Source organism: Nocardia rhamnosiphila NBRC 108938 (assembly GCF_000720425.1).
Classification (GTDB): Bacteria; Actinomycetota; Actinomycetes; order Mycobacteriales; family Mycobacteriaceae; genus Nocardia; species Nocardia rhamnosiphila.
In genome coordinates this window covers 1,689,004-1,715,859 of record NZ_JOAJ01000001.1, presented here as the reverse complement: position 1 = coordinate 1,715,859, position 26,856 = coordinate 1,689,004, and the positions used below count along the sequence as shown (strand labels likewise).

23 protein-coding genes are annotated in these 26,856 nt (G+C 70.0%); 17 read left to right on the top strand and 6 right to left on the bottom strand.

The window, feature by feature from the left end; genetic code table 11:
- Positions 1-43 precede the first annotated feature (43 nt).
- Together IG75_RS0107840 and IG75_RS0107835 are read right to left on the bottom strand one after the other, a co-directional pair.
- On the bottom strand, positions 44-859 hold the full coding sequence (locus IG75_RS0107840) for a hypothetical protein (protein WP_030520496.1): 816 nt from the start codon (positions 857-859) through the stop codon (positions 44-46).
- Between the two features lie 64 nt (positions 860-923).
- Complete coding sequence (locus IG75_RS0107835) at positions 924-1,751, bottom strand: DUF3097 domain-containing protein (protein WP_030520495.1); 828 nt, start codon at positions 1,749-1,751, stop codon at positions 924-926.
- Positions 1,752-1,853: 102 nt separating this feature from the next.
- Between IG75_RS0107835 and IG75_RS0107830 the strand changes: the two genes are divergently transcribed.
- From IG75_RS0107830 to IG75_RS0107810, 5 genes are all read left to right on the top strand, one after another.
- Positions 1,854-2,285: an NfeD family protein gene (locus tag IG75_RS0107830; RefSeq protein ID WP_030520494.1), complete on the top strand. Its 432-nt coding sequence runs from the start codon at positions 1,854-1,856 to the stop codon at positions 2,283-2,285.
- Positions 2,285-3,517, top strand: a complete 1,233-nt coding sequence (locus IG75_RS0107825) for an SPFH domain-containing protein (RefSeq protein WP_030520493.1) — start codon at positions 2,285-2,287, stop codon at positions 3,515-3,517. Before IG75_RS0107830 ends, IG75_RS0107825 begins: the two co-directional genes overlap by 1 nt.
- A 118-nt stretch (positions 3,518-3,635) precedes the next feature.
- Positions 3,636-4,919: an ABC transporter substrate-binding protein gene (locus IG75_RS0107820; RefSeq protein WP_030520492.1), complete on the top strand. Its 1,284-nt coding sequence runs from the start codon at positions 3,636-3,638 to the stop codon at positions 4,917-4,919.
- Positions 4,916-6,718, top strand: a complete 1,803-nt coding sequence (locus tag IG75_RS0107815) for an ABC transporter permease family protein (RefSeq protein ID WP_030520491.1) — start codon at positions 4,916-4,918, stop codon at positions 6,716-6,718. Before IG75_RS0107820 ends, IG75_RS0107815 begins: the two co-directional genes overlap by 4 nt.
- Positions 6,715-8,394 (top strand): tetratricopeptide repeat protein, encoded by a 1,680-nt coding sequence (locus tag IG75_RS0107810; protein WP_156058703.1) that lies wholly within the window; start codon positions 6,715-6,717, stop codon positions 8,392-8,394. The genes IG75_RS0107815 and IG75_RS0107810 overlap by 4 nt, the downstream gene beginning before the upstream one ends.
- Before the next feature lie 69 nt (positions 8,395-8,463).
- Here IG75_RS0107810 and IG75_RS0107805 read toward each other — a convergent pair whose 3' ends face one another.
- Positions 8,464-9,123 carry a TVP38/TMEM64 family protein gene (locus tag IG75_RS0107805; RefSeq protein WP_307686645.1) on the bottom strand — a complete coding sequence of 220 codons (660 nt, stop codon included), beginning with the start codon at positions 9,121-9,123 and terminating at the stop codon, positions 8,464-8,466.
- A gap of 290 nt (positions 9,124-9,413) precedes the next feature.
- On the opposite strand from IG75_RS0107805, the gene IG75_RS0107800 reads away from it, so the two are divergent.
- Genes IG75_RS0107800 through IG75_RS0107780 form a run of 5 tightly spaced genes read left to right on the top strand, consistent with a single transcriptional unit; the run spans position 9,414 to position 16,849 of the window.
- Positions 9,414-11,288 (top strand): methylmalonyl-CoA mutase family protein, encoded by a 1,875-nt coding sequence (locus tag IG75_RS0107800; protein ID WP_030520488.1) that lies wholly within the window; start codon positions 9,414-9,416, stop codon positions 11,286-11,288.
- On the top strand, positions 11,288-13,573 hold the full coding sequence (gene scpA, locus IG75_RS0107795; protein ID WP_030520487.1) for a methylmalonyl-CoA mutase: 2,286 nt from the start codon (positions 11,288-11,290) through the stop codon (positions 13,571-13,573). Before IG75_RS0107800 ends, scpA begins: the two co-directional genes overlap by 1 nt.
- Positions 13,570-14,562, top strand: a complete 993-nt coding sequence (meaB, locus tag IG75_RS0107790) for a methylmalonyl Co-A mutase-associated GTPase MeaB (protein ID WP_030520486.1) — start codon at positions 13,570-13,572, stop codon at positions 14,560-14,562. The genes scpA and meaB overlap by 4 nt, the downstream gene beginning before the upstream one ends.
- 57 nt (positions 14,563-14,619) lie before the next feature.
- Positions 14,620-15,255: a TetR/AcrR family transcriptional regulator gene (locus tag IG75_RS0107785; protein WP_030520485.1), complete on the top strand. Its 636-nt coding sequence runs from the start codon at positions 14,620-14,622 to the stop codon at positions 15,253-15,255.
- Position 15,256: 1 nt separating this feature from the next.
- A complete protein-coding gene (locus IG75_RS0107780) occupies positions 15,257-16,849 on the top strand; it encodes an FAD-dependent monooxygenase (protein WP_051714324.1) in 1,593 nt (530 codons plus the stop codon).
- Between the two features lie 40 nt (positions 16,850-16,889).
- On the opposite strand, the gene IG75_RS0107775 is transcribed toward IG75_RS0107780, so the two are convergent.
- The 3 genes from IG75_RS0107775 to IG75_RS0107765 all read right to left on the bottom strand — a co-directional run bounded on the left by IG75_RS0107775 (position 16,890) and on the right by IG75_RS0107765 (position 19,776).
- Complete coding sequence (locus IG75_RS0107775; RefSeq protein WP_081876754.1) at positions 16,890-17,711, bottom strand: amidohydrolase family protein; 822 nt, start codon at positions 17,709-17,711, stop codon at positions 16,890-16,892.
- Positions 17,712-17,834: 123 nt separating this feature from the next.
- Positions 17,835-18,902: a nucleoside hydrolase gene (locus tag IG75_RS0107770; RefSeq protein ID WP_030520482.1), complete on the bottom strand. Its 1,068-nt coding sequence runs from the start codon at positions 18,900-18,902 to the stop codon at positions 17,835-17,837.
- Positions 18,903-19,008: 106 nt separating this feature from the next.
- Positions 19,009-19,776 carry an MHYT domain-containing protein gene (locus IG75_RS0107765; RefSeq protein ID WP_030520481.1) on the bottom strand — a complete coding sequence of 256 codons (768 nt, stop codon included), beginning with the start codon at positions 19,774-19,776 and terminating at the stop codon, positions 19,009-19,011.
- A 438-nt stretch (positions 19,777-20,214) separates the two neighbouring features.
- Between IG75_RS0107765 and IG75_RS36155 the strand changes: the two genes are divergently transcribed.
- The 7 genes from IG75_RS36155 (at position 20,215) to IG75_RS0107730 (ending at position 26,841) form a co-directional block, all read left to right on the top strand.
- Positions 20,215-20,445: a hypothetical protein gene (locus tag IG75_RS36155; protein WP_051714323.1), complete on the top strand. Its 231-nt coding sequence runs from the start codon at positions 20,215-20,217 to the stop codon at positions 20,443-20,445.
- 55 nt (positions 20,446-20,500) lie between these two features.
- Positions 20,501-21,403, top strand: coding sequence for a Sir2 family NAD-dependent protein deacetylase (locus IG75_RS0107755; RefSeq protein WP_051714322.1), 903 nt, complete (start codon positions 20,501-20,503; stop codon positions 21,401-21,403).
- Positions 21,404-21,414: 11 nt separating this feature from the next.
- Positions 21,415-21,828, top strand: coding sequence for a secondary thiamine-phosphate synthase enzyme YjbQ (locus tag IG75_RS0107750; protein WP_030520479.1), 414 nt, complete (start codon positions 21,415-21,417; stop codon positions 21,826-21,828).
- A gap of 28 nt (positions 21,829-21,856) precedes the next feature.
- Positions 21,857-22,945, top strand: coding sequence for a Gfo/Idh/MocA family protein (locus IG75_RS0107745; RefSeq protein WP_051714321.1), 1,089 nt, complete (start codon positions 21,857-21,859; stop codon positions 22,943-22,945).
- Positions 22,946-23,027: 82 nt separating this feature from the next.
- Positions 23,028-25,232: a molybdopterin oxidoreductase family protein gene (locus IG75_RS0107740; protein WP_051714320.1), complete on the top strand. Its 2,205-nt coding sequence runs from the start codon at positions 23,028-23,030 to the stop codon at positions 25,230-25,232.
- A gap of 342 nt (positions 25,233-25,574) precedes the next feature.
- Complete coding sequence (locus IG75_RS0107735) at positions 25,575-25,823, top strand: hypothetical protein (protein WP_156058701.1); 249 nt, start codon at positions 25,575-25,577, stop codon at positions 25,821-25,823.
- A 28-nt stretch (positions 25,824-25,851) separates the two neighbouring features.
- Positions 25,852-26,841 (top strand): oxygenase MpaB family protein, encoded by a 990-nt coding sequence (locus tag IG75_RS0107730; protein ID WP_051714319.1) that lies wholly within the window; start codon positions 25,852-25,854, stop codon positions 26,839-26,841.
- Positions 26,842-26,856: the final 15 nt, after the last annotated feature.

Genomic DNA, 26,856 nt, shown 5'->3' with positions numbered 1-26,856 from the left:
GCGTGAGGGGGCTCGCCGTGTGCGGCGGCGCTCCCTCCCGAAATCAGCGCGATTGCGGCGCGGCGGTGTGCACCGCGACGAGGCGGGCCGCGCGGATGGCGTCCCACAGCGGCCGCAGCAGGGTCTCGTGCGCGGTGGCGGCGCTGGCCGAGGTCGGCGCGGAGGCGGGCTCGCGCTGGGCCACGGTCAGGATCGCCGCCACATGGTCGGCCGAATCCAGGATCCGCTTGGCGCGCAACGGGACGCATTCGGGATAGGTGTGCCGTGAATAGTCGGCGAGTTCGGCCTCGATGAGTTCGCGCGGGTCGGCATCGCCGGCGCCGAGGCCGGTGGTGTGCAGGCGCATCAGTGCGTCCGCCGCATCCCGGACGGCTTCGCGCATCGCGTATTCGGCCTCGCCGAGCGACATATCGGGTCCGGCGGCGCGCGGCATCGGCACGCTGTAGACGGTCCACTGCAGGGTGTTCTCGTCCACCGGGTAGGGAATGAGCCCGGTGCCCTCGGCACCCGGGACCCCCAGCAGGATGCCCTCCCCGGCTTCCACGGCATCGGCGGCGAAGGCGGTCCCGGTCGGCAGGCCGCGGACATCGCCGGGCACCGGCAGCACCAGTCGCAGTTCCGCGCCGGGGACGGCCAGCTCCTCGCGAATCAGCTTGAGCAGCGGCATGACTCCGGTGCCGTTCGGGTTCCCGTGCGCGGACCACGGCAGGTCGGTGCGCCCGCCGGTGACCGGGTCCCCGGCCGCGAGCGTATGCCGCGGCGCCCAGGCGTGCAGCGCCTCGAGCACGTCGTCGGGCGCGCTGCGACCCGCGAGCCACGATCCGGCCCACAGTGTGAGGGTGGCACTGGGAGAGCACATAATCATCGAGCATAAAGGGTGTCGGCAACCGGCGGGCAGCCTCTGCGCAGGCTGTTTCCGGGGGTTAGAATGGTTCACCCGGCTCGGTCACGAAGTCGATCAGCCCTTCCACCGCGCCCAGCAGCGGAGCCTCCAGATCGCGGAACGAATTCACCGCCGAATACACCCGGCGCCAGCCCTCCTGCGGTGTGCCCCAGCCCAGCCGCCGGCACACTCCGGTTTTCCAGTCCTCGCCGCGCGGCACCCGCGGCCACTCCGGGATACCCAGCACCGCCGGTTTCACCGCCTGCCAGACGTCCACGTACGGGTGTCCGGTGACCAGCACGTGCTCGCCGAGCCCGGTGGTGAGCCGAGTCTCCTTGGATCCGGTGACCAGATGGTCGACCAGTACGCCGACCCGTCTCCCCGGGCCGGGTCCGAAATCGGTGAGCCGGACGCCGAGATTGTCCAGCCCTTCCAGATGTTCGACCACCACGCCCTCGACCCGCAGGTCGTGTCCCCAGACCCGTTCCACCAGCGCCGCGTCGTGCACGCCCTCGACCCAGATCCGGCTGGGCGCGGCGACTTTCGCCCGCAACCCCTCGACCCGGGTGGAGCCCGACGCGGAGCGGCCGGGCCGGCCCGGCGCGGGCGCCTTCGGCCGGACCAGCGTGACCGGCTTCCCGTCGATCAGGAACGCGGCTTCCCGGAGCGCGAACAGGCGTACCGCGCCGCGGGCGTCCTCCAGCTTCACGAAATCACCGTCGTAGCTGCGGTCGAATCCGACCACTGCGCCGCAGAACCCGCTGGCCGCGTCCTCGACCACCAGATCGGGGTCGGCGTCCACCCGCGGGACGGTGCGCCGGGCGGTGCGCGGGTGGCCGGAGAAGATGTCACCGTATCGATCGCTCACCGGCCCGAACGTAGCGCACTCGCCGCCGCCGTGGCGGTCGCCGGCCCGGGGGTGTCGCCGGTCCGGCCCCGGGACAGCGGATATCGCACTAAGGTGGGCGGTGTGGCCGCACTTGTCTGGTTGGTCGCCGGCATATTGCTGGCGGCCGCGGAGATGTTCGTCGGCGAACTGACTCTGCTGATGCTCGGTTCCGCCGCACTGCTCACCGCGGGCGTGAGTTTCCTCGGCGACACCGCGCCGGTGGTCGACGCGGTGGTGTTCGCCGTGTCGGCGGTGGTGCTGCTGCTGGGCGTCCGGCCGGTTCTGTTGCGGCGCTTCGGCACTCCGCCGCCCACATTGACCAATGCCGACGCTTTGCCGGGTAAGACCGCGCTGGTGCTGGAACCGGTGGGTGAGCACGCCGGCCTGGTGAAACTGGGCGGCGAGGTGTGGACCGCGCGTTCTCTGGACCCGGGGGAGCAGTACCCGGAGGGCGCGACCGTGTACGTGATGAAGATCGACGGCGCGACCGCCGTCGTCTGGAAAGGGCCGTAATGGCTGCACTGATAATCGTCCTGGCGCTGGTATTGCTGGTGGCGGTGGTCGTGTTCAAATCCATCGCGCTGGTGCCCCAGGCCGAGGCGGCGGTGATCGAACGGCTCGGCCGGTACTCCCGGACGGTCTCCGGGCAGTTGACCTTCCTGATCCCGTTCGTCGACCGGATCCGCGCCAAGGTCGATCTGCGCGAACGGGTGGTGTCCTTCCCGCCGCAACCGGTGATCACCCAGGACAATCTGACCCTGCAGATCGACTCGGTGGTGTATTTCCAGGTCACGCAGCCGCAGGCCGCGGTCTACGAGATCTCCAACTACATCGCCGCCGTCGAACAGCTCACCGTCACCACCCTGCGCAATGTGGTCGGCGGGATGACCCTGGAGGAGACGCTGACCTCCCGCGACCAGATCAACAACCAGTTGCGCGGAGTGCTCGACGAAGCCACCGGACGCTGGGGCCTGCGGGTGGCGCGGGTCGAGCTCAAATCCATCGATCCGCCGCCGTCGATCCAGGAATCGATGGAGAAGCAGATGAAGGCGGACCGGGAGAAGCGGGCCATGATCCTCACCGCCGAGGGCACCCGGGAATCGCAGATCAAGACCGCCGAGGGCGCCAAACAGGCCCAGATCCTGTCGGCCGAGGGCGCGAAGCAGTCGGCGATCCTGTCGGCCGAGGGTGAGCGGCAGAGCCGGATCCTGCGCGCCCAGGGCGAACGGGCCGCCTCGTACCTGCAGGCCCAGGGGCAGGCCAAGGCCATCGAGAAGGTCTTCGCGGCGATCAAGTCCGGTAAACCGACCCCCGAACTGCTGGCGTACCAGTACATGCAGACCCTGCCCATGGTGGCGCGCGGGGACGCGAACAAGGTCTGGCTTGTTCCCAGCGATTTCGGCAAGGCGCTGGAAGGTTTCGCGAAGAACTTCGCGACGCAGGGTGAGGACGGCGTGTTCCGGTACGAGCCGCCCGCCGACGCGGAGGCCCCCGGGAAACCCGACGACGATTCCGACGAGGTGGCCGATTGGTTCGATACCAGCACCGATCCGGCGGTGGAACGGGCAGTCCGCGCCGCGGAATCGGTCGCGCGGACACCGGTCGATACCGCCGCACCGGTGACGACCACCAAACCGGGTCAGCCCGCCGTCCCGGCGGCCCTGCCGCCGCAGCAGCCCGCACAGCAGCCCGGAATCGTGCCGCAGCAACCCGGCGTACCACCGCAGCAGCAGCCGGACCGGTAGCCGCTCGCCGGGGCCGATCACTCGGGTGACCATCCCGTGGGTTCGCCGAACAGCACGCGCCGCGCCGGCAGCTGGGTCATAATCGGAACCCACTGCCGGACAAGCGCATCGGGGGATCGTGAGAACACGTCGTGCCGTGCTGCGGACGGCCGCGCTCGCGCCGCTGCTGGTGGCCTGCTCACCGGATGTGCTGCTCGGCGACCGCGCGGTGGTACGGATCGCGGTCGCCTGGAGCGGACTCGAATTGACGGCCTTCCGGTCGGTGCTCGACACCACGGCCCTGCCCGCGCCGGTCGAGGTGGTGCCGCTGGGTGACGAGATCGGCACCGCGCTCACCGCACGCGGCCGGTCGGCCCCCGATATCGTCATGTTGCCGCAGGCCGGGCAGGTCCGGGATCTGGTCACCGCCGGGCGGCTGCGGGAGGTGCCGGCGGAGCTGTGGTCCGGCCCGGACGGGCCGCGCTACGGCGAGCAGTGGCGGCAGCTGTGCCACTACGAGGGCCGGGTCTACGGGGTCCCGTTCAAAGCGAGCGGTAAATCGCTGATCTGGTACGACCGGGACGGCTTCGCGGCGTCCGGGCTGGGCGATCCGGCCGGCTGGTCGGTCGACGACTGGCTCGCGGGGGTCCGCGAAACCGCCGGGGCGTCCCGGTGCCTGCTCGCCCTGGGTGCTGCGGACGGCTGGGTGCTCACCGACCTGTTCGAGAACCTGCTGCTGGCCGAATCGCCACAGGTGTATCGCGACCTGGGCTCCGGGTTGCGGACCTGGGACGCCGCGGCGGTGTACAAGACCTTCACCCGGTTGGGCGGGCTGTGGGGTATCCGGGACGGGTTACCGGGCGGGGTGGGCACCGCGCTGACCGAACAGTTCGCCGACGCGGTACGCGATGTCTTCGAACACCGGCGGGCGCTGGCGGTGGCGGCGCCGGATTTCGCCGAGCCGGTGGTGCGCGACGCGCTGCGGCGATCCGGCCGGAGCGAAGAAGCGGCCACGGTGCTGCCCTTCCCGGGCGTGCGGCCGGGCGGGGAGAATCCGCGCATCGTGGGCGGCGATGTGATGGTGCTGACGCGGTCGGCGGATCCTCGTGCGGACGCGGTGGTGGCCGCGCTGGCGGCCGAGCAGGCGCCGGTGCCGTGGATCGAACAGGTCGGCGGGTTCCTCGGACCCAATCTGCGCACCCGGGCTCGCTACTCGCGCTGGTCGGCGCCCACCGCCACCGCACTGGCCGACTGGCCGGATTTCGATCTGTCCGACCGTATCGGCGCGGTGGGCGGTCGTGACGGATTGTGGCGGGTGCTCACCGAATTCCTGATCACCGTCGGTGATACCGGCGGTGATGTCGCTGCCGCCGCCGCGACCGCGGTCACGACCCTGGGGCGTTTCGAAAGAGGTTGGCGATGACGGCGGCACCGGAATTCGAAGCACACGGCCTGCGGGTGGAACTGCCACTCGGGCCGATGCACGGACCGCTGGAGCCCGGGCGGCCGCCGCAACGCGGGATCACCCTGGTCGCCTGCCTGCCCGCCGTGCTGCTCCTGACGCTGCTGCTGGTACCGGCCGCCGGAACCGCCGTGCTGGCCATACGCACCCGGTGGTGGCCGGTGGTCGGTTGCGTGGTGGCGGCGGTCGCCTTCGTGGCCGCGACGAAGGCGGCCCGCCGCGGCGTGAATCGGCGCCTGTGGGCGGTTCCGGCGCTGGTGGCGGCGGTGTCGATCGCCGTGCTGTACTGGTCGGACGAATCGTACGCCCGCAGTCTGTACTGGATGGCGTTCGCGGCCGCGCTGCTGGTGACGGCGATGTTGCTGGCCTGGTGGAGCCGGCTCAGCCGGGGGCTGTGGCTGCCGCTCATCGTGCCGTTCGGTATCTCCGCGATCGTGTCCGGGGTCGCGTTCCGGCTGATCTTCCAGTACACCGGCGCACGGCTGGGTTTCGACGGGTTCCCGGGGTACCGCGCCTGGTTCGTGGTGATGCTTGGCTCGGCTTTTCTGTGGACCTGGCTCGGGTTCCTGATCGGGGTGTTCCGGGCGGGTATCCGGGCCCTGGAGCGCGACCCCGTGCGCTGGACCCGACTGCGGGAGAAGACCGGGCCGGCGCTGGTATGGCGGTTGTTCACGCTGCAGCGGCCGATAGTCCTGGTGGCCGGGCTCGTGGTGGGGGTCGCCGCGGCGCGCGTCTTCGACGTGGTGCTCATCGGCGTACCTGGCTCGGTCCAGTACCAGGTGGACAGTGCCACGGTGTCGTGGTGGCGGCTGGCCACCGACCCCGCCACCGCGGGCGAGGCCGCCGCCTACGCTCTCCCGCTGGCCGCATTGCTCGGGGTGGCGGCCTGGGCGCTGCAGACCGACCTCCGGGACCGTCGCGCGGGTTTTCCGCCCGCCGCTCATTCCGCCCATGAGCTGCATGCCGCGCCCGCGGACAGTACTTTCGCCGGGTGGGCCCGCGGCGTCGTGATCGGAGCGGTCTCGGTGCTCGCGGTGATACCGCTGGTCGTACTCGTGGTGGTGGCGTTCCGCGGGCCGGACGGCTGGTCGGCGGCCGCGTTCACCGATGTCTGGCGGGACCGGTGGCTGCTGCATTCGGTCGAGGCGACATTCTGGGTGGCGCTGCTCGCGACGATCATCGTGGTGGCGGCCGCCGCGCCACTGGCCTACCGTCTCGCGGTGGCTCCCGCCGGGTGGGTGACCCGCACCCTCGTCAGCGGGCTCGTGGTGCTGGCGGTACTGCCGGTCCAGGCGTACCTGGGCCCGCTGGACATCTTCATCGACGATCACGGCCTGTCCGGGACCCGGGTGCCGCTCGTGCTCGTGCACGCCGCGGCCGGGCTGCCGATCGCGGTGCTGATCCTGCGCGGCGCGGTCGCGGCCCCACCCGGTAGCCCGGCGGCGGACGCGTTACGCGGGCTGGCGGCCCCGGGCACGATCAGCCGCCGGCTGTTCGATTCGGCGGGTCCGGCGCTGGGCGCGGTAGCCGTACTCGAATTCGTCCAGGTGTGGAACGATTTCATCGTCGGCCTGCTGATCAGCGGTGCCGGGGCCTCACCCTGGTCGCTACTGCTGTGGGGGGAGGCGCGGCAGTTCGGTGAGAACGCCGCCCAGCTGGCGGCCGGTTCGCTGATCGCGGCACTGCTGCCGGTGGCGCTGGTGCTGGCGACCTGGCGGCGCTGGATCGTGCCCGGACTGACCGGGGGGGTGTTGCGATGAGAGAACCGCTACCGCGGACCTCGGTCGTGTCGGGGGTATTGAGCGGTCTTTCGGTGCTGGCCTCGGCCCTGCTGCTGGAACTGGGCCGCAACCTGGTCATGAATTCGTTCGGCGAGAGCGCCGAGGTGCAGCTGGTGGCTTCCGGACTGCGCTGGCTGGCGGTGCTCCTCGTCGTCCTGGCCCTGATCTACACCGGTTTCCGGCTGACCGACGAACGGCGGGACCGGCGCCGGTTGCGGCGCCGCCGCGATCTACTCGCGGACCTGGACGGTCCGCCGCTCACCGGTCCACCGGTCCCGCACCCGCCGCCGCCACCCGCTGCGCTCGCCGACAGCAACGATCTCGGTGATCATCCGGTCGCCGCCGCGCTGCACGCCCTGCCGGTGACCGAGTACGACGCCGCCACCGTGCAGGCGATCCTGACGGCGGTCGGGATGGAGCTGGCCCTCGTCGCGGAGATCGGGAGCTCCTCGGCCGGGGAGCAGCCGATCGCCCTGGGCGAACGATGGACCGCGACCGGTCTGCTGGAACAGCTGATCTCGGATCGGGTGTTGGTCTGCCACACAACCCAGCGTTACCGGCTCGACCGTGCGCCAGAGGTACCGGACCGCGACACCGCGATCGCCGGGCCGATGTGGCAGGCGGCCCTTTTCGCACTGCTGCGCCACAGCGCCGACCGGGCCACCGGCTGGGCCATCGGGGCCACCACGGTACCGTTCGGGCCGCAGGCCCGCCGCTGGTTCGCCGTGGAGGAGCCGCGCCTGCGCGCGCTGGTGCGTCAGTGCTGCCGTGGGGATTTCGCCGCAGCGATCCCACCGGCCACGGCCGCCCAGCTGGTTCGCATCGGTGACGCGCTCGGCACCTGGTATGCCGTCGGTCCGGCCGACAACAGCGAAATACACGCGGTCGCAGAGGATTTGATCGAATTGGGGCCGGCGGTGCTGGGTGGTCACCACCGGGCGATCCAGTTGCGCGCGGGAAGGGCCGACGAGCCACCACCGTGGCGGTGGCGACCGTGGTGGCGCCGGGCGAGCGGGGTCGGCGCCCGGGCCGAACACGCCGCCGGGCTGGCGCTGCTCGAATCGGCGGACACCCCCGCGAAACTGGCCACCGCCGTGGATCGATTGCGGGCGGCCTGGTGGCGGCTACCGCGTGAAGATCTGGCGAACCAGGTGCGTGTGCTGACCGACCTCGCGGTGGCGCATATCCATCAGGGCCGTCTCGACGCCGCCCAGGATCGGCTGGAGCTGGCCGCTCTGCGCGCCCGGGACGACGAGAACGCCGACGGCTGGGCCCGGGTACACGAGGTCGCGGGGGCGGTCGCCTGGGCGCGCGGTGAACCCCGCGGCGCGCTGCGCTGCTGGCAGCGCGCCTTGACCGTCTACCGGGAGCTGGCCGACGACAACGGTATCGGGCGTTGTCTGCAGCACCTCGGCGCCGCGGTGCTGGTCGCACCCGAGCACGGCGATCTGGTCCTGGACGTCGACCCGGCCTACGACGTCGCCGAGGTACTGCGCTGCGCGCACAGCTGGCTCGCCGAGGCCGGTCGGCGCAATCCCGACGCGGCCCATGTGGGCTACTACATCGATCACGCCGTCACGATCCGCGAAGCAGCCGAACCGCCGGACTTCGAGCGGTGGCCGCTGGAGGTCCGCGAGACGGCGGATCAGCCCTGACCCGCCGCCGGTGTGGACAGGACGCGGTACAGCCGCCAGGTCGGTTGGTTGTGGTGTAGCGCTCCGCGGTCAGTCGAGGACAGTGACCGGATCCGCCACTGCCGGTTTCCATCGCTGATCGATCACCAGGCCCAGCAGTCCGGCGGCGATACAGGCGATCGAGACCGCCACCATCACCGGATGGGTACCTCCGGTCAGCGCGTCGGCCAGGACGACGGTCGCGGCGGTGCCGGGCAGGATCCCGGCGACCGTCGCGCCCAGATACGGCCAGAAGCGGATCGAGGACAGGGCGCAGGAATAGTTGACCACCGAGAACGGTGCGAAGGCGATCAACCGGAGCGCGCCCACGGCGAGCCATCCCCGCCGGTGCAGGCGTTCGTCCACGAGTCGCACGGTGGGATGGTCCAGGTACGCGCCCACCCGATCGCGTCCGTAGGCGCGGGCCAGGAGGAATGCGGCGGCCGCACTGAGCACGGTGGCGCCCACGGCCACCGCGAGCCCGACCGCGGGCCCGAACAGCAGGCCCGAGGCCACCGTGAACACGGTGCGCGGGACGGGGGCGATGGTGATCAGGGTATGTGCCACGAAGAACAGCACCGGGAAATATGGGCCGGCCTCCTCGGCCCACTGCTGGATCTGCGCGGGGCTCGGCAGGGGTGTCAGCAGGGCCGCCGCGCAGACGAGCGCGGCGCCGCACAGGAGCAGGACCAGCCGCCGGTCGCGGAGCATTCGGGACACCGGCCGAGATTACCGGTCGCCCGGCAGTGGCTCGCCGAGCAGTGCGGGAGCGATCGGGCCGTGCCCCCGGGTGCCGGTGAACAGGCGTGACGAGGTTCGCCGCCGGGAGGTTACTCGCTGGTAGTGGTGGCCACGGACGATGCCGTACGGGCATCCCGCTAGCATCGGAGGAGCGGGCTGAATGCTCGTTAACCAAAGTATTCGCTGAGCTGGGCGGATGCCAAGGTACCCGCGCACACCAGTGGTGCGCTTGTACTGGAACGACAATGAGGGAACAGGGTATGCCGATTGCTGCAGAGCCCGCGGCCGGAGCTGATCCGTCCTCGTCCGCGGTGCCCGAATATCCCGCCTGGCGCAAGGGTGTGGCGGGAGTGCTGGCCAAGACCCGCAAGGTCGACGCGGCCGAACTCGGTGCGGAACCCGAAAAGCTACTGAACCAGTCCACCTACGACGGGCTGAGTATCGCGCCGCTGTACACGCGCCGAGACGAACTGCCCGAGCAGCCGCTGCCCGGCGCCTACCCGTTCGTCCGCGGCGGCGACGCCACCCGCGATGTCCACCGCGGCTGGTTCGTCAGTGCCCGGATCGGCGCCGCCGATGCCGCGGCCGCCAACCGGGAGATCACCGGCGGACTGGAGAACGGCCTGAGCGCCGTGGAACTCGGGGTCGGTGCGCACGGTCTGCCGGTGGCCGATATCGCCGCCGCGCTCGACGGTCTGCTCTTCGAGCTGGCGCCACTGGCCCTGCGTGCCGGGACCGATACCGCGGCCGCGGCCGCGGCGGTCTACGAGGTGCTCGACCGGTATCCGGCGCCCGATCGCGCCGCCATCCGGGTCTCTCTCGGCGCGGCACCCCTCACCAGCGCGTTCGCCGGAACCGAGGATATCGGCCTCGCCGAGACCACGGCCTTGGCCGTCGCTGCCGGGCAGCGGCCCGAAACCGTCCGGGCGATCACCGTGGACGGCACCGTCTTCCATGATGCCGGCGCCTCCGACGCCCAGGAACTGGGTGCGGCCGTCGCCGCCGGACTCGAATACCTGCGCGTGCTGTCCGGGGAGCTGCCGGTCCCCGAAGCGCTGCGGCAGCTGGAGTTCCGGTTCGCCGCCACCGACGACCAGTTCGCCACCATCGCCAAGTTCCGGGCCGCGCGGCGCCTGTGGGCGCGGGTCGCCCACGCGCTGGGCGCGCCGTCGGAGGGCGCGGCCCCGCAGCACGCGGTGACCTCGGCGGCCATGATGAGCCGGCGCGACCCCTGGGTGAACCTGTTGCGTACCACCCTCGCCGCCTTCGGCGCCGGGGTGGGCGGCGCCGATACCGTCACCGTGCTGCCGTTCGATTCCGCACTGCCCGCCGGTGAGCTCGGGGTCTCGGCATCGTTCTCCGAACGGATGGCCCGCAACACCCAGCTGCTGCTGCTCGAGGAATCCCATCTCGGGCACGTCCAGGACCCCGGCGCGGGTTCCTGGTACGTCGAGCGCCACACCGACGAACTCGCCGTCGCCGCCTGGGAGTTCATGCAGGAGATCGAAGCCGCCGGCGGCTACCGGGCCGCGCTGGACGCGGGTCTGGTGGCCACCCGGATCGCCGAGACGAACACCCGCCGGGAAAGCGATATCGCCCATCGCCGTACCGCCGTGACCGGGGTGAACGAATTCCCGAACCTCGCCGAGGCGCCGCTGTCGGAAGCCGCCCGCACGGCCGGCCCCGGCCGGCGCTACGGTGCCGCTTTCGACGCGCTGCGCGATCGCTCGGACGCCTACCTCGCGGCGCACGGCCGCCGCCCGCAGGCGTTGCTGGTGCCGTTGGGCACGGTGGCCGAGCACAATGTGCGGGTCACCTTCATCGCCAACCTGCTGGCGTCCGGCGGTATCGAATCCATCAACCCGGGGCCGCTCGCCGAAAGTGATATCGCCGTGGCGGCCCGGGAATCCGGAGCCGCGATCGCGGTGCTCTGCGGTACCGACGCGCGCTACGGCACCGATGCGGCCGGTGCGGTGGAACAACTGCGCGGCGCCGGAGTCGGGACCGTGCTGCTGGCCGGCCCGGAGAAGGTCCTGACCGGTATCGAGGAGGCCCGGCGTCCGGACGGGTTCCTGGCGGCCCGGATCGACGCGGTCACCGCCCTGACCGCCCTGCTGGAGAAGGTGGGAGCCTGATGACGACACAGCGAATCGAACAGGAGGTCGGCAGTTTCGCCGACGTACCGCTCACCGAGCCGGGTTTCACACCCGGCAAGGCCGACCAGAGCGCCCGTGACTCCTTCGTGCAGGAGGCGGCCGCGGCGAACAACTACGCTCCCGAGCAGCTGGTGTGGTCGACCCCGGAGGGAATCGATGTCCCGCCGGTGTTCACCAAGGCCGATCGTGATGCCGTCGCCGAAGCCGGTTTCCCGCTCGACAGCGTGCCCGGTGTCGCGCCCTTCGTGCGCGGGCCGTACCCGACGATGTATGTGAACCAGCCGTGGACGATCCGCCAGTACGCGGGTTTCTCCACGGCCGCGGATTCCAATGCCTTCTACCGTCGTAATCTGCAGGCGGGACAGAAGGGTTTGTCGGTGGCGTTCGACCTGGCCACCCACCGCGGCTACGATTCCGACCATCCCCGGGTACAGGGTGATGTCGGTATGGCCGGGGTGGCCATCGACTCCATCCTGGACATGCGCCAGCTGTTCGACCACATCCCGCTCGATCAGGTCAGCGTATCGATGACCATGAACGGCGCGGTGCTGCCGATCCTGGCGCTGTACGTGGTCGCCGCCGAAGAGCAGGGCGTGGCGCCGGAACAGCTGGCCGGAACCATTCAGAACGATATTCTGAAAGAGTTCATGGTCCGCAACACCTACATCTATCCGCCGAAGCCCTCGATGCGGATCATCTCCGATATCTTCGCCTACACCAGCGCGAAGATGCCGAAGTTCAACTCCATCTCGATTTCCGGCTATCACATCCAGGAAGCCGGGGCGACCGCCGATCTCGAACTCGCCTACACCCTCGCCGACGGCGTGGAGTATCTGCGGGCCGGGATCGACGCGGGCATGGAGATCGATAAGTTCGCGCCGCGGCTGTCGTTCTTCTGGGCCATCGGAATGAACTTCTTCATGGAGGTCGCCAAACTCCGGGCGGGCCGGTTGCTGTGGAGCGAACTGGTCGCGAAGTTCGATCCGAAGAACCCGAAATCGCTGTCGCTGCGGACCCATTCGCAGACGTCGGGCTGGTCGCTGACCGCGCAGGACGCCTACAACAATGTGGCCCGCACCTGTATCGAGGCCATGGCCGCGACCCAGGGGCACACGCAGTCGTTGCACACCAACGCGCTCGACGAAGCACTCGCGCTGCCGACCGATTTCTCGGCCCGGATCGCACGCAACACCCAGCTGCTGATCCAGCAGGAGTCCAACACCACACGGCCGATCGACCCGTGGGGCGGTTCCTACTACGTCGAATGGCTGACCCATCAACTCGCCGAACGGGCCCGGGCGCATATCGCCGAGGTCGAAGCGCACGGCGGGATGGCCCAGGCCATCGGCGAGGGCATCCCCAAGCTGCGCATCGAGGAGGCCGCGGCCCGGACCCAGGCACGGATCGATACCGGTCAGCAGCCGGTGATCGGCGTCAACAAGTACCAGGTCGCCGAGGATCACGAGGTCGAGGTCCTCAAGGTCGAGAACTCCCGGGTGCGCGCCGAGCAGATCGAGAAGCTGCGGCAGTTGCGGGCCGACCGCGATCAGGACGCGGTGGACCGGGCGCTGGGTGAGCTCGGCCGGGCCGCCGCGTCGTCCGCCGGCGGGATGGAGAACAATCTGCTGGCCCTGGCCATCGACGCCGCGCGCGCGAAGGCCACCGTCGGCGAGATCTCCGACGCGCTGGAGAAGGTCTACGGCCGGCATCAGGCCGAGATCCGTACCCTGTCCGGTGTGTATCGCGACGAGGCCGGCAAGGTCACCAACATCACCACCGCCGGGGATCTGGTGGACGAGTTCGCCGAAGCCGAAGGGCGTCGTCCACGCATCCTGGTTGCGAAGATGGGCCAGGACGGGCACGACCGCGGCCAGAAGGTGATCGCCACCGCCTTCGCCGATCTCGGCTTCGATGTCGATGTGGGCCCGCTGTTCCAGACCCCCGAAGAGGTGGCCCGCCAGGCGGCGGACAACGACGTGCACGTCGTCGGTGTGTCCTCGCTGGCCGCCGGTCACCTCACGCTGGTGCCCGCCCTGCGGCAGGCACTGGCCGATGTCGGCCGGCCCGACATCATGGTCATCGTCGGCGGGGTCATCCCGCCCGGTGACTTCGACGAGCTGTACGCGGCGGGTGCGGCGGCGATCTTCCCGCCGGGCACCGTGATCGCCGACGCGGCGATCGATCTGCTGCGCAAGCTCGGTGCCGCGCTCGGGCACGAACTCGGTTCCGGCGACAGTGGATCCGGGGTCGAAAGCCAGGGATGAGCACACGTGTCGTCGACGTGGAAGCACTCGCGCAGGCGGTCCGCTCCGGTGAGCGGGCCGCCCTCGCGCGGGCGATCACCCTGGTGGAGTCCACCCGGGCCGACCATCGGGATCAGGCGCAGCAGCTGCTGCTCCGATTGACCCCGGAAACCGGTGCGGCACTGTCGAACCGGGTGGGGATCACCGGGGTGCCCGGAGTGGGGAAGTCGACCTTCATCGACTCCCTCGGTATGCAGCTGATCGGGCAGGGGCACCGGGTCGCCGTGCTGGCGGTGGACCCGTCGTCGACGCGGACCGGCGGTTCGATTCTCGGTGACAAGACCCGGATGGCGCGGCTGTCGGTAGAGGAGAACGCCTTCATCCGGCCGTCCCCGACGGCGGGCACCCTCGGCGGGGTGGCGAAGGCGACCCGCGAGACGATCGTGCTGCTCGAGGCGGCCGGGTACGACGTCATCCTGGTCGAGACCGTCGGGGTGGGGCAGTCCGAGGTGACCGTGGCGAACATGGTCGATGTCTTCTGCTTCCTCACCCTGGCGCGTACCGGTGACCAATTGCAGGGCATCAAGAAGGGTGTGCTGGAGCTGGCCGATCTGGTCGCGGTGAACAAGGCCGACGGTAAGCACGAGATCGAGGCGAAGTCGGCGGCCCGGGAACTGTCCGGGGCGTTGCGGTTGATCCATCCGCACGATGCGCTGTGGCGGCCGCCGGTGCTCACCATGAGCGGTTTGGAAGGGGTCGGCCTGGAGAAGTTCTGGCAGACCGTGCTGGAACACCGCCGGGTGCTCACCGATGCGGGCGAGTTCGCCGAGAAGCGCCGCCGTCAGCAGGTCGACTGGACCTGGACCATGGTGCATGACCAGTTGCTTCGCCGGCTGGCGGACAACTCGAAGGTGAAGGCGCTGCGCGGCGAAGTGGAACGCGAGGTCCGGGACGGGACCCTGACCGCGGCGCTGGCCGCGCAGAAACTGCTGGACGCTTTCGACAGCTGAAAAAGTTTCCGGATTGGAAATCTTTCCATTCTGGAAAATTTATGTACCGTGGTGGGCATGGACGATGCCGAACCCGGATTACGGGAGCGCAAGAAACGGGAGACGCGCCTGGCGCTGAGTCTCGCCACCATCCGGCTGTCGATCGAGAAGGGCTGGGACGCGGTCACCGTCGAGGAGATCGCGGCCGCCGTCGGTGTCTCCGATCGGACCTTCCGCAACTATTTCGGCAGCAAAGCCGAAGCCGTGGCCTCCCGGCACCTGGACCGGATGTACGAGATCGGCCGGTTGCTGGGCGCCCGCCCGGCGTCGGAACCGCTCTGGAGCGCGATCACCGCCGCGGTCATGCACGGATACGAGGTGGGCGAGGGCGATACGCAGGCGAACTGGTCGGGCGATACCCGCTGGGCCGAGGGCGTGGGGGAGATCCTCTCCCAGTCCGCGGTACGCGGTGCCGTCCTGGAGGCCGACGCGCTCGCGCAGCGGGAACTGGCCGCGGCCGTCGCCGGACGGGTCGGCGCCGATCCCGACCGGGACCTGTATCCGAAACTGGTGGCCGCGGTGGTGGGTTCGGCCTGTGCGGTCGCCACCGAACACGCCCGCACCACCCGGCCGCCCGAATCCCTCGCCGCCGCGTTGCGCGCGGCGCTGACCCAGGTGGCCGCCGGGCTGCCCGAACCGAATGCCGGGAGTTGAGATGCGCTACGACGTGATCATCGCCGGGGCGGGGCCGGTCGGGCTGCTGCTGGCCTGCGAGCTGGGCCGGGCCGGGATACGGCCGCTCGTGGTCGAACGCCACGCCGACGCCGAGACCGAACCGCGGGCCAACGGCCTGGTGGGCCAGGTGGTGCCGCTGATGGATCGGCGTGGGCTGTACGAGCGGCTCAGCGGGACATCCGGTCCACCCCGGCCCAACGACCGGTACTTCATGTTCGGCGGACTGGCCCTCGATCTGAGCCTGCTCGACGACGGGCCGATCTACACCCTGCCGATCCCGCAGCGGGAACTGGTCGCCGCCCTGGGCGGATACGCCGCCGAACTCGGTATCGAGATCCGCCGCGGCGCGGCGATCGTGGCCGTCGAGAACGACGGCGAGGGGGTCGCGGTACAGGTCTCGGGCCCGGACGGCTCGGCATATCTTCGTGGCCGCTACCTGGTCGGCGCCGACGGAGCCCACAGCATCGTCCGCAAACAGCGCGGTATCGGTTTCCCCGGCATCGGATACGACCGCACGACCGCCCGCACAGTCCACGCCGCGATTCCCGCCGAGTGGGTGGACCCGGTATCCGGTGAGCTGCGGGTGCCCGGGTTCGGCCCGATCCGGCCGTTCTTGTCGCTGCGCACCGAATACGGTGGTTTCACCTACGCCCCGTTCGCCGGCCGGCCGCCGATGCTGTCCACTGTCGAATGGGACGAACCCCCGACCGATGAACCGATGACGCTGGCGGAGATGCGGGCCAGCATCTCCCGGGTCCTCGGCGCCGAGATCCCGCTCGGTGATCCCGAGGGGCCCGGACCCCATCTGCTGCGGCGGCTGCGCGGCGGGCACACCCGGGTGGCCGAACGGTTCCGCGACGGGCCGGTTCTCCTGGCCGGCGACGCGGCGCACGTGTACACCGGCGGTGGCGGGCCGGGATTGAACGTGGGGCTGGCGGACGCGGTGGAACTGGGCTGGAAACTGGCCGCGGAGATCGCGGGCTGGGCGCCGGCGGGTCTGCTCGACAGCTACGACCGGGAACGCCGGCAGGCGGCCACCCGGACGGAACTGGCCGCCCGGGCCCAATCGGCGCTGCTCGCACCCGGCGGGGACACCACCGCTCTGCGTACGGTGTTCGCCGAACTGCTCACCGATGAGTCCGCGGTCGCGCGGGTGGCCGCGGTGATCGCCGGGACGGATGTGCGCTACGACATGGGCGTCGCGAACCCGCATCCGCTCGTCGGCTACAGCGCCCCGGACCTCACGCTGCGCGTCGACGGCGCGGTGGTGCGCCTGGCCGAATTGCTCCGGGACTACCGCCCACTGCTGCTGGACCTCGGCGCCGGCGGGGCGTGGTCCTCGGCCCTCACAGGCCTGCCGAACCGGGTCGGCGTGGTGCGCGCACGCACCGAGGACACCACGGCGACCGCACTGCTGCTGCGACCCGACGGCCGGGTGGCCTGGGCCACCGATACCGCGCCGACGCCCGGCGAGATCGCCGAATGTCGTGCGGCGCTGATCCGCTGGGCGGGGGCCGGTACGCCGGAGGAGCCGGCCGCGCGGGTTGAGGTCGCGACGGAAAGACCGGCCTGACACCGGACCGCATCGGCGCCGGCCGCTGCCGAGATCTTCCTCAGGGCAGGCCGAACCGGTCGGCGGCATTGCGATAGCAGACCCGGCGTAACCAGTCGTCGCCCAGCTCGAGCCGTTCCAGGGCCTGGACGGCGTGCCGGTACGGGTACGGGATGTTCGGGAAATCGCTACCGAACATGATCCGGTCGCCGTGGTCGAGCAAACGGTGGCGGTCGGCCACCGGGAACGGGACGTCGGATTCGGTGAAATCGGTGAACGCCATGGTGGTGTCCAGCGAAACGCCGGAATGCCGGTCGGCGAGGTCGAGGAAGTCGCGGTATTCGGGCATGCCCATATGCGCCACGATCAGGGGCAGGCGCGGAAACCGCCGCAGCACCTCGGCGACCGGCTCGGGTCCGGTGAACGCGCCGGGCGCCGGGCCGGAACCGCAGTGGATGACGGTGGGTACGCCGGCGTCCTCGAGGAGGCCCCAGACCGGGTCGAGCAGCGGGTCACGGGGGTCGTAGGCGCCGACCTGGATATGCGACTTGAACACTTGCGCACCCTGGTCCACCGCCGCCGCCACGTAGCCCGCCGCACTCGGCTCGGGGTAGAACGTGGCGGTGTGCAGGCATTCCGGCACTTCGGCCGCGAATTTCGCGGTCCACTCGTTCAGCCATGCCGCCATCTCGGGCCGATGCGGGTACACCAGTGCGGTGAACGCGCGAATCCCGAAGCGGCGCAGCGTCTCCAGCCGGACGGGTTCGTCGGCGCGATAGGTGATCGGCCAGGGGCGCCCGGTGAGCGGACCGGCTTCGTCGAAATACGCCCAGACCTTGCGCAGCACCCGGTGCGGCATGAAATGGGTGTGCACATCGATCATTCCCGGCAGACCCAGCCGCTGCCGGAACTCCGCCAGATACGCCTCGTCGGCCGGAACCTCATGTGCACCGGAAGAGTTCACGTTCGTACCTCTCGATCGGGTCGGGCGGGAGCGGCCGGAATGTCATCGCCGCCGGGCGATGGGCTCGCCGACCGGCTCGCCGGGATACACGGTGCGCGCGTGATCGCCGATCCGGGCGATCATGCGATCGAAGAAACGCACGGGGTCGGTGCCGACGACGATATCGGCGTTGGGCGGACGCCCCCACATCCCGGCCCGGTCGGCGATGGTCGCGCCTCGCGTGAGTGTGCCCGTGAGCTCGACGTCCACGGTGGCGGGCCGGGTGCGCGCCAGCGCCGGGTCCAGGGCCACCGCGGCCGCGAACGGGTCGTGCATATGGGCCAGATAGCCGAGGTCGTACCCGTGGTGGAAATCGAAGTAGAAGCGGACCGCGTCGGTCAGGTATCGGATGATCGGATTGCTTGCCGCCGAACGCGCGGTGGGCGGGTCGGTGGGCGATACCTTCTCGATCGGATGACTACCGGCCCGTTCGGCCAGTCTGATCAGGTGGGCGGGCCGCATCTCGATGGTTTCGGTGATATCGAGGGCGCAGACCAGCGGACGGCGGTCCGGCGGGGCGGTGGAGAAGGCGTCGAAGACGATCTTCGCGGCCTCGGGGTCGACGTGGATGTTCCACTCGTTGGTCGGTGTGGTGTTGCCGGGATGGTCGAACGCCCCGCCCATGATCACGAGCCGGCGCAGCAACCGGGGCAGCTCGGGTTCCTCGCGCAGGGCGAGGGCGAGATTGGTGAGCGGCCCGGTGCACAGCCCGGTCAGCTCCCCGGGATGGCGGCGTACCAGATCCACCCACATCCGCGCCGCGCTGCGATCGGAGATGCGCCGTGTCGGGGCGGGGAGCTCGGCGTAGCCGACGCCGTGCGGTCCGTGGGTGTCCTCGGTGGTGCGCAAGGGGATCTCGAGCGGTTCGGCCGCCCCGAGGGTCACCTCGATCTCCGGGGCCCGGGCCAGCTCGAGCCAGGCCAGATTATTGATCGCGACCTGGGCCGCGGGCACATTGCCGGCGGTGGAGGCGATCCCCATGATCTCGGCGTCCGGGCTGGCGAGCAGATAGAGCAGGGCGAGGGAATCGTCCACGCCGGTGTCCACGTCCAGGATGATCCGCTGCCGCACCCCCTGATGCTATCGGGGGAGACGGCAGCGGATCCGGCACGGGTCGTGTCACAGTGACGCATTTCGGGCAATCGGCCGGAAATGCCGCGATGTGGACGACTTCCGGTCAGTCGCGGGTGGGCCAGTAATTGTCGGCGGCGGGGCGGCGCGTAAGGGCCGCGCCGCCGCTCACCTCGGTCAGGCCCAGGTGGAACAGCATGCCCACGGTCAGCAGGCTGACGCCGACGATCAGCGGGGTCAGCAGCTGCGCGGCGCCGGCGCCGGTGGGCGTCATATGGTGCTGTTCGCCCAGGTGCATGGCGTACATACCGGTGTAGTGCATACCGGCCACGGCGACGCCCATCACCAGGGCGGCGCCGACGGTGGCCAGCGTGCCGCGCACATTGAGGGTGAACCAGAGCGCGGCGGTCGCGGCGATCACCGCGATCACCATGGACAACGCCACGGTCGACCACTCGTAACCGATCTCCACATCGGTCTTCATGGCGTACATACCGGCGTAGTGCATCGCGCCCACACCGATCCCGGTGACCACGCCGCCGACCAGCAGGCTCTGGCCGCCCAGCCGGCGCCGCTGGGCCAGGCACAGTCCGAGCCAGACCACGACCATGGCGATCACGGCGCTGACCAAAGTGACGGGTACGTCATACCGGATCGCGGCGCCGTCGATCCGGAAACCCAGCATGGCGATGAAGTGCATCACCCAGATGCCCGTGCCGCCGAGGGCGACCGATGCCGCGATGAGCCAGCCGTCGAACGGTGATCCACTGTGTACGCGGCTCATGCACCGTAGCGCGAGCAACGATCCGGTGAACGACATGACGTATGCGACCACGGGGGTGAGCCAGCCATGGCTGAAGTGGTCGATCTCCACCGGTGAACCTCCTCGCTGGGGTGGAATCCCGCCCCCGCAACAGCGGAACACGAGCATTCCAAATTGGTGAACGTGCAGGAGGTGAATTTAGAGGAGTTATGTCATAAAAAACAAGGGCCGCAAAAAGGACATCGGCGCACCTGTGACACCGAATCGACGCGACGGCGTCCCCTCGGCCGCGTTATGACCTGGAGCACATTACCCGATGATCGGCTATCGATTCCGGCAATCGTTCGGCATGTCGTTTCCGGTTGCCGATGGCGCCCAACTGTTCTGGGTTCCGATGTCCGGCGCGGTGGCCGTGACACCGGTCCGTGTCCTGGTCGGCGCAGGTGATGGGGTCCGGAGCGGGAGTGTTCCCGCGGCCGGCTCGAGTTTTCGGTTGTGCTGTGCGTCACCGGCCCTCGGCGTAGGCTTCGGACAACTCGAAGGAGACCCATGCCTGGCATATCCAGCCGTCCCACCGCCGTCGAACACGATCTTCCCGAGGCCGATCTGGCCGAATTCGCCGAAATCCGCAGTGCCGAACGCGCCGAGGCCGCCCGCCGCAGCGCCGTGGCGGCCCGGATCGTGGCCGGCCACTCCACCGATGCCGCCGACTGCCGCAATCTGCTGGCCATGCTCGGTCTCGATGCGGAAGCGGGCAAACTCGCCGGCGTCCAGACCTGACCGGTGCTCTCCGGCCCCGGGTGAGTGGGGCCGGACCGGCACGTACGCTCGGGGCATGCCCGAAACGGCACTGCTCACCCCGCCGCGCCCGGACGCCCGGTCCGATGCCCTCGACGATCTCGTCGAGCTGATCGGCGATCGGTCCACGGTCGTGCTCACCGGCGCGGGGATCTCCACCGACAGTGGTATCCCCGACTACCGCGGACCGGATGCCCCACCACGGACGCCGATGACCTACCAGCAGTTCGTCGGCGATCCGGTGTTCCGGCAGCGTTATTGGGCGCGTAATCATGTGGGCTGGCGGTACATGGACGCCGCCCGTCCCAATGCCGGCCACCGGGCACTGGCCGAATTGGAGCGCCGGGGCACGGTCACCGGCGTGATCACCCAGAACGTCGATCTGCTGCACACCAAGGCGGGCAGCCGCCGGGTGATCGACCTGCACGGCAGCTATGCCCAGGTGCGCTGCCTGGGTTGCGGAGCGCGCATTTCCCGGATGGCGCTGGCCGAACAGCTGGAGCAGGCCAATCCGGGCTTCGCGTCCGCCTCGGTGACCGGGCTGGAAGTGGCTCCCGACGCCGACGCGGTGGTCGAGGACACCAGCGGTTTCCGCATGGTGGATTGTGCGCGGTGCGGCGGGATGTGGAAGCCCGATATCGTCTACTTCGGAGAGAGTGTGCCGCCCGAACGGGTCGCGGCCGCCTACGAAATGGTGGACGCGGCGGACGTGATCCTGGTGGCCGGATCCAGCCTGACCGTGCTGTCCGGTCGTCGTTTCGTACACCGGGTCGCCCGCGACGGCGGCACGGTGGTGATCGTGAACCGCGGCGCCACCCGTAGCGACGGCCTCGCCGACCGGCGGCTGGACGCCGGATGCTCACCGGTACTGTCCGGACTGGCCGAGCGCTACCGGATCCGTGGCGCGCGTCCCGCGGCCGGTCCGGCCGGGCCCGCGTAGGCTGCCCGGATATGCGCAGCACAGTGATCGCGGTGCACACCGGCCGCAGCGAAGTGGTTCATGACATCACCCCGCAGTGCCGGGCGTTCGTGAACGACGCCGGCGGCGACGGTCTCCTGCACCTCTTCGTTCCGCACGCCACCGCCGGGATCGCGATCCTGGAACTGGGCGCCCACAGTGACGACGATCTGCTGGCCGCCTTGCGTGACCTGCTCCCGGCCGACGACCGGTGGCGGCACGCGCACGGATCGCCCGGACACGGCCGTTCTCATGTGATGCCCGCCCTCATCGCCCCGTACGCGACCGTTCCGGTCCTGGACGGTGAACCGGCACTGGGCACCTGGCAGTCCATCGCGCTGGTCGATATCAATATCGACAATCCGGATCGTGAGGTGCGGTTGTCGTTCTTGACCTCCGCGGGATGAACGCGCTCGCCGGGTAACGTCGGCGGGTATGAGCAGTCTCGGAGTCGCCATCATCGGGTACGGGCTGGCCGGGGCGGTGTTCCACGCTCCGCTCGTCGCCGCCGAACCCCGGCTCCGGCCGGCCGCGGTGGTGACCGGCTCGGCGCAGCGGGCGGAGCAGGCGCGACAGGAGTACCCCGGGGTGCGCGTACTGCCCGATACCGACAGTCTTTTCGCCGATATGTCCGGGATCGATGTGGTCGTGGTCGCCGCACCCAACCGCGTGCACGCCGAACTGGCCCGGCGGGCGCTCGCGGCCGGGGCGGCGGTGGTGGTCGACAAACCCTTCGCCGTGACCGCCGCGGAAGCCGAGGATCTGCTGCGCTACGCCCGGGACACCGGGGGAGTGCTGACCGTTTTCCAGAACCGGCGCTGGGACGGCGATTTCCGGACGGTGCGCCGGCTGGTGGCCGAGGACGCGCTGGGCCCGGTGCGCCGGTTCGAATCGCGGTTCGAGCGCTGGCGTCCGGTGCCCAAGGGCGGCTGGCGCGAACTGGGCGGCCCGGCCGACGCCGCCGGCATTCTGTACGACCTGGGCAGTCACCTCGTGGATCAGGCGCTCACCCTGTTCGGCCCGGTCGCGAGCGTCTACTGCGAACTGGCCCGGCGCCGCCCCGGGGTCAGCACCGACGACGATATGTTCCTCGCCCTGACCCATACCGGCGGTGTGCACTCCCACCTGTGGGCGAGCGCGGTGGCCCCGCTACTGGGCCCCCGCTTCCGGGTCCTCGGGGACCGCGCAGGCTACGAGGTGCACGGACTGGACCCTCAGGAGGCGGCGCTGCGCGCCGGACACCGCCCGGGCGACGGGACTCCGTGGGGAGAGGCCGACGAAGCGGATTTCGGTGTGCTCGGTGCCGGTGACAACCCGGCACCGTACGCGACCCTGCCCGGCGATTACCCCGCCTTCTATGCGGCCGTGGCCACCGCCGTCCTGGATGGTGCGCCGGTACCGGTCGACCCCGCCGACGCCCTGGCGGGCCTGCGGGTCCTCGAGGCGGCCCGCGAATCGGCGGCGAAAGGTGTGGTGGTGCCCCTCGAAGGCGCCTCCGGATCGGCGGGCCCGGGGCTCTGGTGACCCGGGCCGCACTTGCGACAGATCTATTCGAATTCTCTCAATACACCTTTTGCCCGGTGTCTCAAAGAGTGATGATGGTGGAATGGTCGCACCGAACCTCGCCGCACCCGATACCGCCGTCCGGAACCTGCTGCGCACCTGCCCGTTGTGTGAGGCGGCCTGCGGTCTGGAGCTGACCGTCGACTCACAGGATCGGGTGACCGGTGCGCGGGGTGACAAGCTGGATCCGTTCAGCAAGGGCTTCGTGTGCCCCAAAGGAGCCAGTTTCGGGCAGCTCGACGGCGACCCCGATCGCCTCACCGAACCCATGGTCCGGGACCGTGCCACCGGCGCGTGGCGGACTGTGGGCTGGGCGGAGGCATTCGATCTGATCGCCGCGCGCATCCCGGCGATCCGGGCCGAGTACGGCGCTCAGGCGATCGCGCTGTATCTGGGCAACCCCAATGCGCATACCGTCGCCGGAACCCTGTACGCGCCGGCGCTGATCCGGGCCTTGGGGACGAAGAACGTGTTCTCCGCCAGCACCGCCGACCAGATGCCCAAACAGGTGGCCTGCGGGCTGATGTTCGGGGATCCGCTCGCCGTCCCGGTCCCGGATCTGGACCGCACCGATTACGTGCTGATGCTGGGCGCCAACCCTCTGGAGTCGAACGGTTCCCTGTGTACCGCGCCGGACTTCCCGGGCCGATTGCAGGCGCTGCGGGCGCGGGGCGGCCGCCTGATCGTGGTGGATCCCCGCCGGACCCGCACGGCCGCCCGCGCCGACGAGCACCTCTTCGTACGGCCGGGCACCGACGCGTATCTGCTGTTCGGGATCGTGCACACGCTCTTCGCCGAGGGGCTGACCGACGTCGGTATCGCGGTCGCGGGCCTGGACGAGGTGCGGGCCGCGGCCGCGGAATTCGATCCGGAGACCGTGGCCGCGCGTACGGGGGTGCCCGCCGAGACCGTGCGCCGGCTCGCGCGTGAACTCGCGGCCGCTCCGACCGCGGTGGTGTACGCCCGGATCGGCACCTGCACCGCCGAATTCGGCACGGTGACCCAGTGGCTGGTGGACGTGATCAACGTGCTCACCGGCAATCTCGACACTCCCGGCGGCGCCATGTTCGCGACGGCCGCGGTCCGCGGGATCGTGCGCACCAAACCGTTCCGGCCGGGCCGCTGGCGCAGTCGCGTCCGCGACCTGCCCGAGTCGATGGGTGAACTGCCGGTGGCCACCCTGATCGACGAGATCACGACCCCCGGCGACGGGCAGGTGCGGGCGCTGATCACGGCGGCCGGCAACCCGGTGCTGTCGGCGCCGAGCGGCGCTCGGCTGGACGCGGCGTTCGCCGGGCTGGACTTCATGGTGAGCCTGGATTGCTATCTCAACGAGACCACCCGGCACGCCGATGTGATCCTGCCGCCGCCGCGTCCGGTGCAGTCCCCGCACTACGATTTCGCGCTGCTGCAGTTCGCGGTCCGCAACTACGCCCGGTTCTCGCCGCCGCTGGTGCCGCTGGGGGACCGACCGTCGGAGGCCGCGGTCTATGTCCGGCTGGCGGCGGCGGTGAGCGGCCTGCCGCACAACCCGGCCACGGATTACGATCCGCTGGCCGCGTTCGACGAACTCGTCCTCGATACCACGCTGCGGCAGGCGGGTGTCGAACAGCGACGGCACGAGCTCACCGGTAGTACGAGTACCGAGCAGCGTCTGGACCTGATGCTGCGGCTGGGGCCCTACGGCGAATGGAACGGCGGGCACCTGAATCTGCGTACCCTGCTGGACAATCCGCACGGTCTCGACCTCGGTCCGCTGCGTTCGCGCCTGGCCGAAGTCCTGCGCACCGCCTCGGGGACGGTAGAGCTGGCGCCGGCGGCGCTGCTGGCCGATCTCGACCGCCTGCGTGCCCGATTCGCGACCGCGCCGGCGGAGATGGTGCTGATCGGGCGCCGCCATCTGCGTTCCAACAACAGCTGGATGCATAATGCGCCGCGGCTGGTAGGCGGGACGAATCGCTGCACCCTGCAGATCCATCCCGACGATATCGCCCGGCTCGGACTGGGGGAGCGGGCGCTGGTGAAATCCGCGGCCGGGTCGGTCACGGTGCCGATCGAGCCCACCGATTCGATCATGCCGGGAGTGGTGAGCCTGCCGCACGGCTGGGGGCATGCGACCAGTTCTCAGCAGGTGGCGCGGCAGCACGCCGGCGTCAACGCCAATGCGCTGACCGACGATTCGGTGCTGGATGTCCCGTCCGGTAACGCTGTGTTCAACGGCGTCCCGGTGTCGGTGACGCCCGCCTGATCCGGGTCGTCCGCGACCGGGGATCGAGAGTATGGCCGCCCGGGATTCGCCGACACTCTTCCATCGATCGAATCTTACTGATCGACGCCGTTTCGCCCGAACAATTGATAGCCTAGGGCTGGATTCACTATCACTGTGGATTTCGGTTCGCCGATGCGGTCCTCCTCGATGACGCGGGACCGCCCGCGCTAGGAGTCGCCATGTCCCAGGCTCGCGTTGCCCCGGCCGGTGGACCTGTTGCGGCCGTGGCGGATGTGAGCGTGGTCATCGCCGTCCAGGTCGGCAGTATCACCGATAACGTCGGCGCCGCGCCGTTGGCGGGTGCCGTCGGCGGACGGGGTCATGCCGCAACTCGCCACCGAACTGTCTGCCGCTGTGGACCTGGTGTGCCCGTGGCTCGCGCAGATGGAGTACCGGTCCACGGCCACGATGCTCGCCGCGAAGGTCACCGGCCGCGACGGCGACCTGTACACCGCCTACACCCTGACCCTGAATCGGGCCGCGCACTGGACCGTCACCGATGTGAGCGGGTCCGGGCCGGCGGCCGGAGCGGGGGAGACCGCACCCGGACCGGGGGTCCCGCCCTGCTGAACGTTCCACCCACTACCCAGGAGAACGTATGACCACCGCATCCGCGTCCGATACCCCGCGCAGCGGCGGGCACCCGGCCGCCGACGATCCGATCGAATTGGTCCCGCCGGACTCGCTGACCGCCGAAATGGTCGGGCACTGGACCTATCTCATGATGGAGGGCGCGGCCTTCGCGATGCAGGGGCTGCACCCGGTGATCCGCGAGGTCACCGACAAGTACTCGGTCGCCAAGACCGATCCGGCGGGGCGCGCCATCCGCTCCGTCGATTCCGTACTGCGCTGGACCTACGGCGGTATCGAGGCCGTGCAGGACGGCCGGCGGCTGCGGTCGCTGCACGCGCCGCTGCGTATGAAGGGCAGCGAGGGCAAACAGATCAGTGCCCTGCATCCGGGTGCCTACCAGTGGGTGATCGCCACCGCCTACGTGACCACCGCGAAGGCCGGACCGCTGCTGAGGGGCCGGGAGTTCACCGATGCCGAACTCGAGGAGTTGCTGCGCGACAATATCCGGATAGCCCGCATCCTGCAGGTTCCCATGAAGGGGTATCCGCAGACCCGCGCCGAGTTCGACGAGTACTACGAGTACATCGTGACCGAGGTACTCTCCGCCGACGACGAGGTGCGCGAACAGTACCGTCAGTTGCGGACCGGTGATCTGGACCAGTTCCGGGCCATGGGATTTCCCGCGGGCCGTATCGCGCGGTTGCTGGGGTACCCCATGATCCGCTTCAACTACCTGTCGATCGTCGGGCTGCTCGATCCCCGCCTGCGCACGATGATCGGCGCCGAGTGGACCGACGCGGACCAGCGGGCACTGGAACGCGCCTACACGGTGATCCGGTTCGCCTACCGGGTGCTGCCGGACCGGCTGACCTATTTCCCGATCGCCTACCACGCCCGGAAACATCATCAGCAGATCCAGAAGATGAGGAAGCGGGAACTGAAATCGGCCGCGTATACGGTGCGCCCGCGGCAGGAGACCCCGCGCGAGCCGATCACGATCGTGCCCGGCGGCTGATCCGCACCGGTCGGC